Raw genomic sequence first — 15,462 nt, 5'->3', positions numbered from 1 at the left:
ATGAGACAAACAAGGGAGCGACTTATGAAGCGTTACCAAGATCGAAAAGAGGGGTCAAAAGATGAATGAATTTGTAAATATCTTTGCAGAAAATGACCCTAACAATATTTCGACAGCTATTCAGTTACTTATTCTAATCACCATATTAACGCTTGCTCCGAGTCTATTAATATTATTAACAAGCTTTACTAGAATTATTATTGTACTTGGGTTTGTTAGAACATCTCTAGCGACTCAACAAATGCCGCCCAATCAAGTATTAATTGCACTAGCATTGTTTTTAACGTTTTTATTATGGCTCCTACTTTTACGGAGGTTTACGATGAAGCTTTAGAACCTTTGTTTAATGAAGAAATTACATTAGATGAAGCATATGATCGAGCTAGTATGCCGTTTAAAGAATTTATGGCAGACCATACCAGGGAAAAAGACTTAATGTTATTTCTCAACTACTCTGGGGCAGAACGCCCTTCATCTCTTGAAGAAATTCCAATGACATCATTGATACCGGCTTTTGCGATAAGTGAACTTAAGACGGCCTTTCAAATGGGCTTTATGATATTTGTTCCTTTTCTTGTGATTGATATGGCAGTTGCAAGTGTCCTTATGTCTATGGGCATGATGATGTTACCGCCGGTTATGATTTCATTGCCATTTAAAATATTATTGTTTGTAATGGTTGATGGGTGGTTCTTAATCACACAATCCATATTAGAAAGTTATATGTAGAGAGTTGGAACAATTATGAGTGCAGACAATGTGATCTCGTTAGCTGAAAGCGGCGTATATACGATATTAGTTGTAGTCGGGCCATTATTAATTTTAGCATTAGCAGTCGGTTTATTAGTTAGTATTTTTCAAGCAACTACTCAAATTCAAGAGCAAACATTAGCCTTTATCCCTAAAATCGTGGCAGTGTTTGTTGGGATCGTTTTTTGGTCCTTGGATGTTACAAAAGATGATTGAATTTACAATTGAAATTTTTAATAACTTAACTAGAGTGGTTGGTTGATATGATAGATGCAATTGATTTAGCCAGACTACCAGGAGCCTTATTATTATTTGCTAGATTAGCTGGATTTTTCATGATGGTTCCATTTTTCTCTTACCGATCCATACCAATGACTCATCGGATTGCCTTTGTTGTGTTATTAACATGGGTAATGTTCTTTGCTATCGAGATACCCGTCCTGATATTTGATGGATTTTTTATCATTTTATTACTTAAAGAGATTACGGTCGGATTAATGATTGGGTTAATCGCTTATATGATTCTTGTAGCTGTGCAAATTGCTGGAGGATTTATTGATTTCCAAATGGGATTTGCGATTGCAAATGTGGTTGATCCACAGACTGGTATTCAAAGTCCAATAGTTGGTCAATACTTTTATATTTTTACTTTGCTATTACTCGTATCAACCAATGCACATCATTTATTATTAGATGGGATTTATTACAGTTATGAGTTTATAGGGATGACAGATCTAATTTCTATCTCAAGCTCATCTTTTCCGCAGTTAATCATAAATACATTTGGTCAAATGTTTGTTATAGCATTTCAAATGTCAATTCCGATTGTTGGAATGTTGTTTTTAGTCGACGTTTCTTTAGGAATGATTGCTCGAACTGTACCTCAAGTCAATGTGTTTGTTGTTGGGTTACCATTAAAAATCTTAATAAGCTTTGCGGTAATGTTAATCTTTTTTAGCTTCTTTTTGTTTTAATTACTAATTTATTCGAATTTATGCTTACCGCTATGAGGGACTTAATGCAAGTATTAGGAGGCGCGTAATTTTGCAGCAATTACGCTTAGATCTACAATTTTTTTAACCAAGAGAAAACTGAAAAAGCAACACCCAAGAAAAGACAGGACTCTAGGAAAAAAGGCCAAGTGGCTAAAAGTCAAGATGTTAATACGTCTATTATGCTATTTAGCATTTTTATGTTTTTTATCGTGTTTGGTTCTTTTATGGGAGAAGCCTTAACAGGAATGTATACATATAGCTTCACTGAATTTATCCATTGGGATTTAACTGAAAAAACACTAGAATCTATTTTATTTCAAATGACGATAGAAGGTGTTAAGGTTGTTGCTCCTATTATGGCTGTTGCGATGATTGCCGCATTTATTGCGAACTATGTACAGATTGGTTTTCTCTTTTCTACTGAAAGTATAAAGTTTGACCTGAAAAAAGTTGATCCTATAAAGGGTTTTAAGAGAATTTTCTCGGTCAGAGCAATAGTAGAATTTTTGAAATCCATGTTTAAAATCATTGCTATAGGAGCTGTTTGTTTTGGTGTCATTTGGCTTAATAAAGATGACATTATGCTTCTATCGATGAAGAGCGTTAGTGAATCTATTAAATTCTTCGGAGAGCTCACAATTTTAATGGGGGTAGCTTCATCATTAATTCTTATGTTCCTTGCTATACCTGATTATTTATACCAAAGATATGACCATGAAAAAAACATAAAAATGTCAAAGCAAGATGTTAAAGACGAACACAAAAATACTGAGGGTGACCCTCTAATTAAATCGCGTATGAAAGAGCGGCAAAGGCAAATGGCCCAGCAAAGAATGATGAGTGAAGTTCCGCAGGCAGATGTAGTTATTACAAACCCAACGCATTATGCCATTGCTGTTAAATATGATGAAGACCGAGCTGAAGCACCTTTTGTTGTTGCTAAAGGTGCGGATTATATAGCTTTTAAAATACGAGAAGTAGCCAAAGCGAATGATGTGGTTTTAGTTGAAAACAAATGGTTGGCTCGGAATTTGTATCAAGCTGTTGATATAAATGAAGAAATACCAGAAGATTTTTCCAGGCTGTTGCCGAAGTGTTAGCTTATGTTTATAGCATACAGCGTAAAGTGTAACGAAGTGAGGTTATAAATTATGTCAGCGAGAGATTTATCTGTTTTATTAGGAGTTATTTTAATAGTCATTATGCTTGTTATTCCTCTTCCGGGAGGCTTATTAAGTGTTTTAATATTATTTAATATAACGTTGGCATTAATCGTTATATTGGTGGCTATGAATACTCAAGAGCCTTTACAGTTTGCAATATTTCCTTCGTTATTACTTTTATTAACGCTATTTAGATTAGGGTTAAACGTGTCAACAACTCGTTCTATTCTATCAGAAGCTGACGCTGGAGGAGTCGTTGATACATTCGGTAATTTTGTTACAGGTGGAAATCCATTTGTAGGGTTAGTCATATTTGTTATTTTAGTGATCATCCAGTTCATTGTTATTACAAAAGGTGCAGAACGTGTATCGGAAGTTGCCGCTAGGTTCACCTTAGATGCAATGCCTGGTAAACAGATGAGCATTGATGCTGACTTAAATGCTGGCTTAATAACTGAACAGCAGGCTAAAGAGAGAAGAGAAAAATTGAAAATGAAGCAGATTTTTATGGTGCTATGGACGGTGCCAGTAAATTTGTTAAAGGTGATGCAATAGCAGGTATTGTTATTGTTCTTATTAATATTATCTTTGGTTTTATAATTGGCATGACTCAAATGGGCCTTTCTTTTACAGAAACAGTCAATGTGTTTACAAGATTGACAGTAGGGGATGGTCTCGTATCACAAATTCCAGCTTTGTTAATTGCTACCGCCACTGGAATTATCGTAACAAGAGTAGCAGCAGAAGGAAATCTATCTTACGACGTAACAGAACAATTATTTAGATATCCAAAACTGCTATATGTTGCTGCAGGGGCGATTTTCTTATTAGGGCTCACTCCAATAACTTTGGGTTAACAACTTCTATTGCTGCCTTATTAGGTGTGGGTGGTTTTTATCTTGATTCTGCTAAACAAAAACAAGAGGAAGTTGAAGATTTTGTTGATGAAGACGAGCAAACAAAGCAAGATATGTCATCACCTGAAAGTGTGGTACAGCTCCTAAATACCGATCCGATTGAATTTGAATTCGGATATGCTCTGATTCCGATTGCAGATGCAAATCAAGGCGGGGATTTACTTGATCGAATTGTCATGATTAGAAGGCAGTTAGCTTTAGAACTAGGTTGGTAATACCAGTCGTTCGAATTAGGGATAATATTCAGCTTAATCCAAATGAGTATCAGTTAAAGGTTAAAGGAAACGAAGTGGCAAAAGGAGAGTTATACCTTAACCATTACTTAGCTATGAGTCCTGGAGTTGATGATGAGCTAGTTGATGGTATTGATACAGTCGAACCAGCTTTTGGACTTCCTGCTAAGTGGATTAATGAAGAACAAAAGATGAAGCTGAATTAGCTGGTTATACAGTAGTCGACCCGCCATCAGTTGTGTCCACTCACATAACTGAAATAATCAAGAAGTATGCAAGTCAGTTATTAGGCAGAGAAGAAACGAAACAGTTAATCGAGCATCTCAAAGGAACACATCCGACATTAGTGGAAGAAGTTACTCCAGAACCATTATCAACTGGAGATGTTCAAAAGGTTCTTGCTAAATTATTAAGTGAACAAGTTTCAATCAAAAATCTACCAATAATTTTTGAGACACTTGCTGATTTCGGTAAAATGACGACTGATACGGATTTGTTAGCAGAATATTGCAGACAATCCTTATCACTACAAATTACAAAACAGTACATGGATGAACAAGGAATTATCAATGTAATTACAATCTCTCCAAATATTGAAAAGCTCATAGCTGAACATATTCATAAAACAGATCATGGTAATTTTCTCAATTTAGATCCTGAAAATCAGCAAAAAATCATTGAAGCTATTAATCAGGAACGAAACAAAGCATTCATCCAAGACGGAACAGCTATAGTTCTTTGTTCTCCAGCAGTTAGAATGTATATCAAACAATTAATATCAAGACATTTACCTGATGTGGTGGTGCTCTCTTATAACGAGTTAGAACCAGATGTAGATGTTGAAAGTTCAGGGGTGGTGAACTTGTCATGAAGGTAAAAAAGTATACGGCATCAACTATGCCTGAAGCCATGAAGGTCGTCAGGTCAGAATTAGGGCAATCGGCTGTCATTTTAAATTCTAGGGAGCAAAAAAACAAGAGGCTTCTTAGGTTTGTTTAGAAAAAAATATATCGAAGTATTTGCTGCTATTGACCCGAACCCTAGAGATCATCACAAAGATAAACGATCAATTCGGTTTGAAACGAATAAACCACAAAGAACTGAAGTTAAACAACCCAGTGATCATGTGCTTAAAGAACTAGAATTATTAAAACAACAATTATCTACTACACAAGATCATCAGACTTTATTACCAGGGCCAATTCAAGCAATCATTACAGGTTTAAGAGATCAGGATGTTGATCAAAACGTCTTAAACCAGCTAAGTCCTTATCTCTTAGAAAAATACTATGGTGAACAATTAAAAAGTGAAGAACAGTTAAAGGGCGTTACTAAACAGTTCTTCTTGCAGCGGTTAGAACACATTGAAACGGATCAACCAAAAAAATGTGTGAATCAAAATATGTATATTTATTTGGGCCAACAGGAGTGGGAAAAACAACAACGATTGCCAAACTAGCGGCATCTCAATCTATATCTGAAGGAAAAAAAAAGTAGCTTTTATCACGTTGGACACCTATCGTATTGCTGCTATAGACCAATTAAAGACCTATGCAAAAAAATTTTAAATGTACCTATTGAAGTAGCCTATTCTAAGGAAGACTTAAAAAAAGCAAAGGAGAAATTTTATCAATACGATGTTATCTTTATCGATTCAGCAGGCAGAAATTATAGAAAAGACGAGTATATAGAACAAATACAAGATTATGTAGATTTTAAAGCTAATGATGAAGTGTATTGCGTTTTATCATTAACATCTAAACAAAAAGATTTAGAAGATATCTATTCAAGGTTTTCAAAATTAAACATTAACCGGGTTATTTTCACAAAAATAGATGAAACAACCCAATTTGGACCTATTTATAATTTATGGAATAAGTATAAATTTAAAATGTCATACTTAACGAACGGACAAAATGTTCCCGATGACATCCAAGATGCTTCACCTGACTAATTGTTGATATGTTAGTTGGTGACAAGGAATGATAGAAGACCAAGCTTTTGAGTTAAGAAAGCGTGCTTTAGATAATTTCGAGAAAAAAATGCCCGTACAATCGCAGTGTTTAGTGTAAGGGTGGAGTAGGAAAATCAAGTTTTGCACTTAATTTTGCCATTTGTCTTAGTAGTCAAGGTAAAAAAGTTTTAATTTTGGATTTAGACATAGGGATGGGTAATATTGACATTTTGCTAGGGATGTATCCAAAACACACACTAATTTCAATGTTAGATGATCAATTAAGTATTGAAGACATTATCGAAAAGGGACCAAACAATCTATCATACATAGCAGCTGGTACAGGATTGTCTAGTTTTTTCATTTGGATGGCAACCGTTATGAATATTTTTTAAATCAGCTTGAAAATATTACAAGGCAGTATGACTATATTTTATTTGACTTGGGAGCAGGGATGTCAGAAGAACATATGGCTTTTATTTCTGCAGCTGATGAATGTTTTGTTGTCACAACGACTGAACCGACATCCATTACAGATGCGTATGCTGCCATCAAACACTTAGTATTAGAAACATCAGATGTTAAGATTTCTCTTATGGTCAACCGTGTTTCTGGAATACAAGAATCGTTAAATGTATATGAAAGATTAAATTTGGCCGTACAAAACTTTCTTTCTCAAGAAATTAGATTGTTAGGCAGCTTACCAGAAGATCCAATTGTCATTAAAGCAGTTAAAGAACAAACGCCATTTTATATTTTAGAACGAAGAGCGAGAGTGAGTAAAACAATGGCAAAGATGACGCTAGATTACTTAAAGGCTAATCACGATTTATCTGAAGATGAAAAAGGGCAATTCATTCAAAAGTTAAAGTCTCTTTTTATTAGAAAGGTAGATTAAAATGAATGACATACGAGTGCTTGTGGTTGACGATTCAGCCTTCATGAGAAAAATGATCACTGATATGATTCAAACTTCTAAAGGTATGTCAGTCGTGGATACAGCGAGAAATGGACAGCAAGCTTTAGATAAAATTAGATCACTAAAACCTGATGTTGTCACACTTGATGTTGAAATGCCAGTTCTGGATGGTTTGTCAGTATTAAGGGAAATCATGAATACGGAACCCATTCCAGTTATCATGCTTTCAAGTTTAACTCAGCATGGAGCTGATGCGACAATTAAATCGATGGAATTAGGTGCTGTTGACTTTGTGTCAAAACCATCTGGCTCAATTTCGCTTGATATAGATAACGTAAAAGAAGAATTAATTAATAAAATTCATATGGCATATCAAGCTAATTTGCAAAAAACCTGCTCATTATCAAGTGAAAAATACAAAGCAATTTTTATACCATAGAAATCTTATAGCAATTGGAGTCTCTACAGGTGGACCTAAAGCATTACAAATATTATTAAATCAATTACCTCAAGAATTAGCATCCCCTGTCATCGTAATACAACATATGCCAGCAAGTTTCACCAAATCATTAGCTAGAAGGTTAAATCAACTTTCTAGTCTGACTGTAAAAGAAGCTGACCATGGTGAAATACTAAAACAAGGTACCGTTTATATTGCACCTGGTGGTAAACAACTTACTGTTAAGAAGGTTGGACAAACATTGGTAATTAATATTGACTTGTCACCTACAGGGATTAAACATACACCTTCCGTGGATTATACATATCATTCTTTATCCAAATTAAGTGATTTTAATTTGATTAACGTCATTTTAACCGGAATGGGGTCAGATGGCACTAATGGTCTAAAACAAATAAAACAAAGTCAGCCTTCTCATTACATTATTGCAGAATCAGAGGAAACATCTGTTATTTACGGTATGCCGAAAAGTGCTATTGAAAATGTAGGTGCGGATGCAGTACTTCCAATAAATAAAATTGGAGAAGCACTTACGGAATTAGTTGTCCAAAAGGGAGAGAGTTAAGATGGATACAAATGAATATTTAGATGTATTTATTGACGAGAGCTTTGAAAATCTACAATTAATGAATAATAGTTTGTTAGAACTTGAATCAAACCCTAAAGAAATTAATAAAGTTAATGAAATTTTTAGAGCAGCTCATACACTTAAAGGAATGGCTGCTACTATGGGGTTTAATGATTTATCAAAATTAACTCACCAATAGAAAACGTATTAGATCTAATTAGAAACCAAGAACTAGATGTTACATCTAATGTACTAGACGTTATGTTTGAATCTTTAGAAGCATTAGAAACAATGGTTGAGGACATTGTAAATGGTGGAAACGGTCAAAAAGAGATACAGGTAATTCTAGATCAGTTAAATAAAATAGAATCTGGAGAAGAATTATCTGAGCCTATAAGCAGTTCAAATACATCTAATGTTCAAACTAACCTTAACCTCGATGAGTTCGAATTAACAGTCGTTGAACAGGCCAGTGCTCAAGGGCAGAATATCTTTGATATTACCATTCGATTGATGAAGACTGTTTATTAAAGGCAGCACGTGTCTATATGGTTTTTAATGTGTTCGAAAATAATGGGAGTGTTATAAAATCAACTCCAACTGTGGAAGAACTTGAGAATGAAGAATTCGAGCAAACATTTAATGTCTTATTTATCACCGATACTGACCATGATGAACTAAAAAAACAGTTGTTAAATGTATCAGAAATTAAAGAAGTCACGATTGAGTATGTTGCATTTAATGATTCAACTCATCAAGAAGAAACTGAGCAAGAAGTATCTACAACAGTTGAAGATGTTAAAGAAGCAGACATCACTGAAACTAAAAAGCCTGTAACAAGTAAATCCATTCGAGTTAATATAGAACGCTTAGATGCTCTAATGAACTTATTTGAAGAAATGATTATTGACCGAGGTCATTTAGAACAACTAACCCATTCCATAGACCATCAAGATTTTAAAGAAACTGTCGAACGTATGACAAGAACGTCTAGTGAGTTACAAAATGTTATTTTAAAGATGCGAATGGTTGCCATAGATCAAGTCTTTAATAGATTTCCTAGAATGGTCCGTTCATTATCAAAGGAGTTAGGGAAAAAAATTGAGCTTGAAGTAACAGGTGCAGACACTGAGCTTGATCGGACTGTCATTGATGAGATTGGTGATCCACTAGTTCATTTAATACGTAATGCTATAGATCACGGTGTTGAAATGCCTGAGGAACGAGTTGCCAAAGGAAAACCTGAAACTGGTAAGCTATTTTTAAAAGCGTATCACAGTGGAAATCATGTTTTTGTAGAGATACAAGATGATGGTGGCGGCATCAATAAAGAAAAGGTTCTTCAAAAAGCCATTCAAAATCAAGTGATTACAGCTGAAGACTCTAATAAATTAGCAGATTCTCAGATATATGAATTAATTATGTCTAGTGGTTTTTCAACTGCAGACCAAATCTCTGACATATCTGGTAGAGGAGTCGGCCTCGACGTTGTCAAAAATACAATCGAATCACTTGGGGGAACCATAGAGATTGATTCTGAATTAAATTATGGTACAACTTTTTCGATTAAACTACCATTAACTCTATCTATTATTACAGCGCTCCTTGTTAAATTGGATGACGAAATATTCGCAATCCCGCTATCTTCAATTATGGAAACAGCTGTTATTCACAAAATGAAGTTTATAGTGCGCATGGCCAAGAAGTCATTGATTTTAGAGGGCAAATTATTCCTTTAGTTGATATTCGTGACGTCTATGGTGTTAATCAAATTAATAGAGATCGTGAAGATTACTCGATTGTTGTAATTCGTAAAGGCAATAGATTAACCGGCTTAATTGTCGATTCATTTATCGGACAAAAGAAATTGTGCTTAAGAATTTAGGTGCTAGATTGAAGGATGCATATGCTATTTCTGGAGCAACTATTTTAGGAGATGGTGAAGTAGCCTTAATTATCGATTCTAACGCTTTAGTGAAATAAGGGGGGTTAATATGGAAAGACAAAAGTTTATTATCTTAACATTAAATGAAGAATGTTATGCTATCCCGATTGACTATATTCATTCAATTGAACGTACTCAGCCTGTTACTCGAATTCCTAATACCGAAGGTTTTGTTAAAGGTGTCATTAATCTTAGAGGAATCATTACTCCCGTCATTGATCTTAGGGAAAGAATGGGCTTTGAAGCAAAACCACTAGATGAAGTGAGCCGTATTATCATCACGAATAGAAGCCAGGAATCTATTGGATTAATCGTAGATGGAGCGGATGATGTAATCGAGATTAACAATGATGATATTGAGCCACCTCCGGAAACGATATCTGAAAACTACCGTGACTATATTGAGGGCGTCATTAAGCACGAGCAACGTTTAATTGTATTATTAAGCTTAGAGCATGTATTTGAAGCAGATTTTGTGAAACAACATCATGTCTAGCTTAAGGAGACGTATAAGATGCGAGATTTATTAAAATTAGATGATCTTCATTTAGATTTGTTAAAAGAAATTGGGAACATTGGAGCTGGAAATGCCACAACATCGTTATCTAATTTATTATCGATTCCAATCCAAATGAGTGTACCGACAGTTAATGTTATTAGCTTTGAAGAAATTATAGAGCTTACAGGCGGTCCAGATGAAGTGAAAGCCACAACGTTTGTCGAATTTGAAGGCGAGTTTACTGGGAATATGTTTTTCTTTATATCTCCAGAACAAGCTGATCAGTTCATTCAGACATTAACTCAGGATGCTAAACAATCAATTTTAAATGAGCAAAATGAATTAGCTTTTTCAGCTTTCTTAGAATTAGGGAACATATTAACGGGATCTTATTTAAGAGCTTTATCAGATTTTTGCAAATTAATTTGTATTCTCTTGTGCCTGAGGCAACAGTTGACATGGCAGGAGCCATAATGACTGAGGGGTTAATTGAGACATCAGTGACTTCCGACTATGCTATTATCATTGAAACAGTTTTTCAGTCAGATTTCTTTAATGAGGACATTAATGGTCATTTCTTCTTATTGCCTGACCCGAATGCGTTTGATAAGATTTTTAGTCAACTAGGAGTTTTAAGTGATGAATCAATTACAAGAACAAGTTAAAGTAGGAATAGCTGATGTAGCAATTGCGAAAAGTAGTCAAGCCCTTATAACCTCAGGCTTAGGTTCATGTGTCGGAATTATATTATATGATGAGAGTTTAAAAAATAGCTAGCATGGCTCATGTGATGCTGCCTGACTCTAACATGACTAGACAGTCTCATTTTAAAAAGGGGAAATTTGCAGATACCGGAATCGACACGTGTTTGAATTTATTATCAGAAGAAGGCAGTCAAGTGTTTAACATGAAAGCAAAAATGGCTGGTGGTGCACAGATGTTTAAAACGACATCATCAGATAAGTTAAACATCGGTCAGAAAAATGTATCAGCGATTGAAAAGAAGTTATCCCAATTAAACATTCCGATTGTTGCAAAAGATGTAGGTGGACATAACGGACGATCGATTGAGTTTGATATTGAAACGAGTCAATTGAAGATTAGAACCGTTTATCAAGGCGTTCAGTATATATAATTGATTTAACGCAATCTTATTATTTACAAGTGGGGGAATTGTGATGCAACATAAGACAGCCTCTTTATCAGAGCTTTGGAAAAAGTGGCAACAAGAGCACGATCAAGAAGTCGGGAACCAGTTAGTAGAATACTATATGCCACTGATTACTTATCAAGTTAATCGTGTTTTTGCCCATCTTCCCCAAAATGTAGACCGTCAAGATGTTAAAAGTTTAGCTTTCATGGGGCTTGTCGATGCTCTTGAGAAGTTTGATCACAATAGAGATTTAAAATTTGATACATATGCTTCAATTAGAATTAAAGGTGCCATTATTGACGGTTTAAGAAAAGAAGACTGGTTGCCACGGACAGTTCGTGATAAATCGAAAATTATTGAAAGTGCCTACGAACAATTGGAACAGAGTTTCAAAAGGACTCCCTTACTGTCTGAGGTATCGGAATATGTAGAGATGCCTGAGGAAGAGGTTGCGGAAATTGTTAAAGATACACTATATGCTAACTTATTATCAATAGAAGAAAAAACAATGATGAATCAGACGAACAGCGAGAAAGTTTGAGAAATACTGTTCCTGACCAAGACAGGTTATCACCTGATGAAGCATTGATTAAACAAGAACAAATAGAAGAGCTATCTCATTCCATTCTACATTTAAATGAAAAAGAACAACTCGTTATAAGTTTATTTTATAAAGAAGAACTCACATTAACAGAAGTAGGGCAGATCCTTGGCCTTTCGACATCAAGAATTTCACAAATTCATAGCAAAGCTATTACGAAATTGAAAGATCAGCTTTCTGGAATATCATGATCATTCTAGACTATTTGTGATATTCTATCACCTCGAGAGGAGGGTGACAGGTGGATTTGAATAAGGTTTTTCAAGTAACTGTTACTGAAGATAAGATGTCTGCATATTTACATACACTAGACCCTATTGAACTAAATAAACTGTTAAATTATGAGCTAAATGTAACGAATCAAGATTTGCTCCATTTTATTCAAGAACAGGGAGTTAGCTATGGGTTGCGCTATGACAATATTGATTTTATTATAAATAATCTAAATAAGGTTAGCTTCCCTATCCTGATTGCTGAAGGAAATCATCCCAGTCCAGGACGAGATGGTTATATTGATTTCAAAGTTGAACATTCAATTAGAATGGAGCTTCATGAACAGGAGCGAATCGATTTTAAAAATGTAATCAAAATACCAGTTGTAGAACCAGGTCAATTAATTGCTATTATTCAGCAACCTTCTGAGGGGACAGCTGGTAAAGATGTTTATGATGAGGTAGTTCATTCAAGACGTGGTAAAACTGTTCATATTATGGCAGGTGAAAATACGACTTTTGATGAACATAAACAAGCTATTTACGCTTCCAATTTTGGTCAAGTTTCATTGATTAATAATCAGATAAAAGTGTTGCCTTTATACGAAGTTAATGAATCATTAAATTTATCAACTGGTAATATTGAATTTAATGGTTCGGTGCTTATAAAAGGTGATGTGCCTGAGGGGTATCGTGTTGAAGCTAAAGGTGACATAACAATTGAAGGATTAGTTGAAGGAGCTATTATTAAGGCTGGAGGCTCAATCTATATAAAGGAAGGAATTTCAGCCACTGGAAAAGGTTTTATTGAAGCGGGTGTTGATCTTGCGACTCCTCATATTAATCAAGGGCATGTTAAAGCAGGAAGACATATAAAAGTTGAGCAATCCATCATACATAGCAAAATAACTGCCTTAGAAGCTATAACATGTCAAAAAGGGCATGTGATTGGGGGCACAATTTCAGCAGGTTCCATCATCGTATGTCAAGATTTAGGTAATCGAATGCACACATTAACTCGAGTATATCTTGGTGAAAATAAAGAGGACCGAGACCATAGAATGAACATAAACCAACAAATTAAACAACTAGATTCTGAAATTGAAAAATTACAATTACTTGGACAAGCATTATCTAAGAAAAGCGAACGATCACCTAAGGAACAATTAACGCTAAAGAAACAAAGATATACATTAGAAGAAAAACAGTTAAAATTAAAGGAACTTTTTCAAAAACAAGAACAAATAACTGACCATAATGAGAATAAAAAGTTTAACCAAATATTAATTCATGGTATGCTATACCCAAATGTAGAAGTAACTTCTGGTAAATATTCTAGACGATTTAATAGTCCCTTTAAACAAGCATCTATTCTTTTTGATGGAAAAGAATTCAGTTTAGAATCGATTGAATAATATGAGTGGAGGTGTATGAATTGAGCTGGAAATCTGTTGAAATGCAAGTTGCGCTTCCAAGAGTGGTCGATGCTGCGCACTTACAGGAACAATATAATCAACGTGGACAGACTTTACAAACTCACCTTGCACAAACGAACCAATCTGAAGAACTTTTAAGACGAAAACAAGTTCAAAAAACTAATTCTGATAATTCCGCATCTAATGATTTAAATCGTCATAACAAGCAACAGGAAAATATACAATTAGGCACACATCCTTTTCTAGGGAAACTCTATGATTTAAAAGGCTAAATGAGGTAAAGATATGAGTTCTTTTTTATTCACTTTAAGTTTATTGCTGCATGGTGTGACCTTCGTCATTATTTTTATTTGTTTCAGAGAATTCAACAGTTTAAATACTCAGACGATGAGCAAAGAGTTAAAGATATTGAGGATCTATTTAATTCCTATTTATTAGAGATTAAAGATGAAAACAAAAATTTGTGGAATCATTGTCCAATCTGAATTCAATTAAGCCTGAAAAACAAGATGAACATATTTCCCCTAATGACGATATATATAATTCGAATATAGATATGATTAATCCAGACATGACATCTGATCAATTAGATACACCTTCAACAGAATCTCAGGTACTGTATATGTATAAACAAGGCCATACAATTGATCATATTGCTAAAGAATTAGATCTTGGTCATACCGAAGTAGAATTAATCATTAAATTTAATGAAAAAATACACCAATAATCCTTGCTTGTTTAGGTTTGTTATGATATATTAACTTTTGGTGTTAATACACACGCTTATGGAGATAAGCCTTGGTGCTCATACTTTTGAGTGAGGTTTATTTATGAATTAAGCGGAGGAATAAAACCATAGGAGGAATTTTAGAATGTCTGTAATTTCAATGAAACAATTACTTGAAGCAGGTGTTCATTTTGGACACCAAACTCGCCGTTGGAATCCGAAAATGAAAAAATACATTTTCACAGAGCGTAACGGCATTTACATCATTGACCTTCAAAAAACAGTTAAAAAGGTTGATGAAGCGTATAACTTCATTAAGCAAATTGCTGAAGATGGAGGAACTGTATTATTCGTTGGTACGAAGAAGCAAGCTCAAGACACTGTTAAAGAGGAAGCTCTTCGTTCTGGAATGTACTACGTTAACCAACGTTGGTTAGGTGGTACATTAACTAACTTCAAAACAATCCAAAAGCGTGTTAATCGTCTAAAAGACATTGAACGCATGGAAGAAGACGGTACATTTGATGTATTACCGAAAAAGAAGTAGTTATGATCCTTAAAGAAAAAGACGTCTTGAAAAATTCTTAGGCGGGGTTAAAGACATGGATGGTCTACCAGATGCTCTATTCATTGTTGACCCTCGTAAAGAACGCATTGCTGTTGCGGAAGCTCACAAATTAAACATTCCTATTGTGGCAATGGTTGATACTAACTGTGACCCGGATGAAGTTGATTATGTCATTCCTGCAAACGATGATGCGATTCGTGCTGTTAAGCTAATGACTGCTAAAATGGCAGATGCTATTTTAGAAGTTAAGCAAGGCGAAACAACTCAAGATGTTTCTGAAGAAGCTACTGAAGAAGTAGTAGAAGAAACTGAAACTGTGCAAGAATAAGGTGAGGTGATAAGAGGTTGAGCCTTTTATCACC

At 34.7% G+C, this 15,462-nt stretch carries 16 protein-coding genes and 8 pseudogenes; all 24 read left to right on the top strand.

Annotation, left to right across the window (positions count from 1 at the left end; all coding sequences use genetic code 11):
• Nucleotides 1-61 precede the first annotated feature (61 nt).
• The 24 genes and pseudogenes from fliP (at nt 62) to rpsB (ending at nt 15,428) form a co-directional block, all read left to right on the top strand.
• Nucleotides 62-729: pseudogene (gene fliP, locus JCM13188_RS00870) on the top strand (flagellar type III secretion system pore protein FliP).
• 15 nt (nt 730-744) lie between these two features.
• Nucleotides 745-1,012 (top strand): annotated as a pseudogene (fliQ, locus tag JCM13188_RS00865) (flagellar biosynthesis protein FliQ).
• 1 nt (nt 1,013) lies between these two features.
• Nucleotides 1,014-1,724 (top strand): flagellar biosynthetic protein FliR, encoded by a 711-nt coding sequence (gene fliR / locus JCM13188_RS00860; RefSeq protein ID WP_369404727.1) that lies wholly within the window; start codon nt 1,014-1,016, stop codon nt 1,722-1,724.
• 167 nt (nt 1,725-1,891) lie between these two features.
• The gene (gene flhB, locus JCM13188_RS00855; protein WP_369404726.1) at nt 1,892-2,845 is read left to right on the top strand and encodes a flagellar biosynthesis protein FlhB; all 954 of its coding nucleotides are present in this window, start codon (nt 1,892-1,894) and stop codon (nt 2,843-2,845) included.
• Nucleotides 2,846-2,896: 51 nt separating this feature from the next.
• A pseudogene (flhA, locus tag JCM13188_RS00850) lies at nt 2,897-4,929 on the top strand (flagellar biosynthesis protein FlhA).
• 120 nt (nt 4,930-5,049) lie between these two features.
• Entirely contained in the window at nt 5,050-5,517 is a 468-nt protein-coding gene (locus tag JCM13188_RS17415) for a hypothetical protein (protein WP_279401202.1), read from the top strand.
• On the top strand, nt 5,487-5,555 hold the full coding sequence (locus JCM13188_RS20095; RefSeq protein WP_369404757.1) for a hypothetical protein: 69 nt from the start codon (nt 5,487-5,489) through the stop codon (nt 5,553-5,555). The genes JCM13188_RS17415 and JCM13188_RS20095 overlap by 31 nt, the downstream gene beginning before the upstream one ends.
• Nucleotides 5,555-5,626 (top strand): annotated as a pseudogene (locus JCM13188_RS20090) (hypothetical protein); the annotation flags it as partial. The gene JCM13188_RS20095 and the pseudogene JCM13188_RS20090, both read left to right, overlap by 1 nt.
• Nucleotides 5,599-6,012 carry a flagellar biosynthesis protein FlhF gene (locus JCM13188_RS17410; protein ID WP_439646599.1) on the top strand — a complete coding sequence of 138 codons (414 nt, stop codon included), beginning with the start codon at nt 5,599-5,601 and terminating at the stop codon, nt 6,010-6,012. The pseudogene JCM13188_RS20090 and the gene JCM13188_RS17410, both read left to right, overlap by 28 nt.
• Nucleotides 6,013-6,137: 125 nt before the next feature.
• Nucleotides 6,138-6,407 (top strand): annotated as a pseudogene (locus JCM13188_RS00840) (AAA family ATPase); the annotation flags it as partial.
• A 59-nt stretch (nt 6,408-6,466) separates the two neighbouring features.
• Nucleotides 6,467-6,910: a P-loop NTPase family protein gene (locus JCM13188_RS00835; protein ID WP_279401201.1), complete on the top strand. Its 444-nt coding sequence runs from the start codon at nt 6,467-6,469 to the stop codon at nt 6,908-6,910.
• A 1-nt stretch (nt 6,911) separates the two neighbouring features.
• Nucleotides 6,912-7,370 (top strand): response regulator, encoded by a 459-nt coding sequence (locus JCM13188_RS17405; RefSeq protein WP_279401200.1) that lies wholly within the window; start codon nt 6,912-6,914, stop codon nt 7,368-7,370.
• Nucleotides 7,339-7,956 carry a CheB methylesterase domain-containing protein gene (locus JCM13188_RS17400; RefSeq protein ID WP_279401199.1) on the top strand — a complete coding sequence of 206 codons (618 nt, stop codon included), beginning with the start codon at nt 7,339-7,341 and terminating at the stop codon, nt 7,954-7,956. Before JCM13188_RS17405 ends, JCM13188_RS17400 begins: the two co-directional genes overlap by 32 nt.
• 1 nt (nt 7,957) lies before the next feature.
• Nucleotides 7,958-9,942, top strand: a pseudogene (locus JCM13188_RS00825) (chemotaxis protein CheW).
• An 11-nt stretch (nt 9,943-9,953) separates the two neighbouring features.
• A complete protein-coding gene (locus tag JCM13188_RS00820; RefSeq protein ID WP_054751480.1) occupies nt 9,954-10,400 on the top strand; it encodes a chemotaxis protein CheW in 447 nt (148 codons plus the stop codon).
• Between the two features lie 18 nt (nt 10,401-10,418).
• Entirely contained in the window at nt 10,419-10,877 is a 459-nt protein-coding gene (locus tag JCM13188_RS00815; RefSeq protein ID WP_369404725.1) for a chemotaxis protein CheC, read from the top strand.
• Entirely contained in the window at nt 10,877-11,068 is a 192-nt protein-coding gene (locus JCM13188_RS20085) for a hypothetical protein (protein ID WP_369404724.1), read from the top strand. The genes JCM13188_RS00815 and JCM13188_RS20085 overlap by 1 nt, the downstream gene beginning before the upstream one ends.
• Nucleotides 11,043-11,180 (top strand): hypothetical protein, encoded by a 138-nt coding sequence (locus JCM13188_RS20080; RefSeq protein ID WP_369404723.1) that lies wholly within the window; start codon nt 11,043-11,045, stop codon nt 11,178-11,180. Before JCM13188_RS20085 ends, JCM13188_RS20080 begins: the two co-directional genes overlap by 26 nt.
• Nucleotide 11,181: 1 nt before the next feature.
• Nucleotides 11,182-11,538, top strand: a complete 357-nt coding sequence (locus JCM13188_RS00810; protein ID WP_369404722.1) for a chemotaxis protein CheD — start codon at nt 11,182-11,184, stop codon at nt 11,536-11,538.
• 43 nt (nt 11,539-11,581) lie between these two features.
• Nucleotides 11,582-12,348 (top strand): annotated as a pseudogene (locus JCM13188_RS00805) (FliA/WhiG family RNA polymerase sigma factor).
• 50 nt (nt 12,349-12,398) lie between these two features.
• The gene (locus JCM13188_RS00800) at nt 12,399-13,784 is read left to right on the top strand and encodes a flagellar assembly protein A (protein ID WP_054751478.1); all 1,386 of its coding nucleotides are present in this window, start codon (nt 12,399-12,401) and stop codon (nt 13,782-13,784) included.
• A gap of 20 nt (nt 13,785-13,804) precedes the next feature.
• Nucleotides 13,805-14,077: a hypothetical protein gene (locus JCM13188_RS00795; RefSeq protein ID WP_054751476.1), complete on the top strand. Its 273-nt coding sequence runs from the start codon at nt 13,805-13,807 to the stop codon at nt 14,075-14,077.
• 200 nt (nt 14,078-14,277) lie between these two features.
• A complete protein-coding gene (locus JCM13188_RS00790) occupies nt 14,278-14,532 on the top strand; it encodes a DUF6115 domain-containing protein (protein ID WP_279401198.1) in 255 nt (84 codons plus the stop codon).
• Nucleotides 14,533-14,677: 145 nt separating this feature from the next.
• Nucleotides 14,678-15,428, top strand: a pseudogene (gene rpsB, locus JCM13188_RS00785) (30S ribosomal protein S2).
• The last annotated feature ends 34 nt before the right edge of the window (nt 15,429-15,462 follow it).

This window comes from Piscibacillus salipiscarius JCM 13188, assembly GCF_001311865.1.
In the GTDB taxonomy this organism is placed as follows: domain Bacteria; phylum Bacillota; class Bacilli; order Bacillales; family Alkalibacillaceae; genus Piscibacillus; species Piscibacillus salipiscarius.
This window is presented reverse-complemented; position numbering and strand designations above follow the sequence as displayed.

Excerpts from the sequence above, each read along its gene's own strand:
- JCM13188_RS20085 (WP_369404724.1), top strand. The coding sequence starts at position 10,877 with ATGACTGAGGGGTTAATTGAGACATCAGTGACTTCCGACTATGCTATT.
- fliR (WP_369404727.1), top strand. The coding sequence starts at position 1,014 with ATGATAGATGCAATTGATTTAGCCAGACTACCAGGAGCCTTATTATTA.
- JCM13188_RS20080 (WP_369404723.1), top strand. The coding sequence starts at position 11,043 with ATGAATCAATTACAAGAACAAGTTAAAGTAGGAATAGCTGATGTAGCA.
- JCM13188_RS00835 (WP_279401201.1), top strand. The coding sequence starts at position 6,467 with ATGTCAGAAGAACATATGGCTTTTATTTCTGCAGCTGATGAATGTTTT.
- JCM13188_RS00820 (WP_054751480.1), top strand. The coding sequence starts at position 9,954 with ATGGAAAGACAAAAGTTTATTATCTTAACATTAAATGAAGAATGTTAT.
- JCM13188_RS00815 (WP_369404725.1), top strand. The coding sequence starts at position 10,419 with ATGCGAGATTTATTAAAATTAGATGATCTTCATTTAGATTTGTTAAAA.
- JCM13188_RS00810 (WP_369404722.1), top strand. The coding sequence starts at position 11,182 with ATGGCTCATGTGATGCTGCCTGACTCTAACATGACTAGACAGTCTCAT.
- JCM13188_RS17405 (WP_279401200.1), top strand. The coding sequence starts at position 6,912 with ATGAATGACATACGAGTGCTTGTGGTTGACGATTCAGCCTTCATGAGA.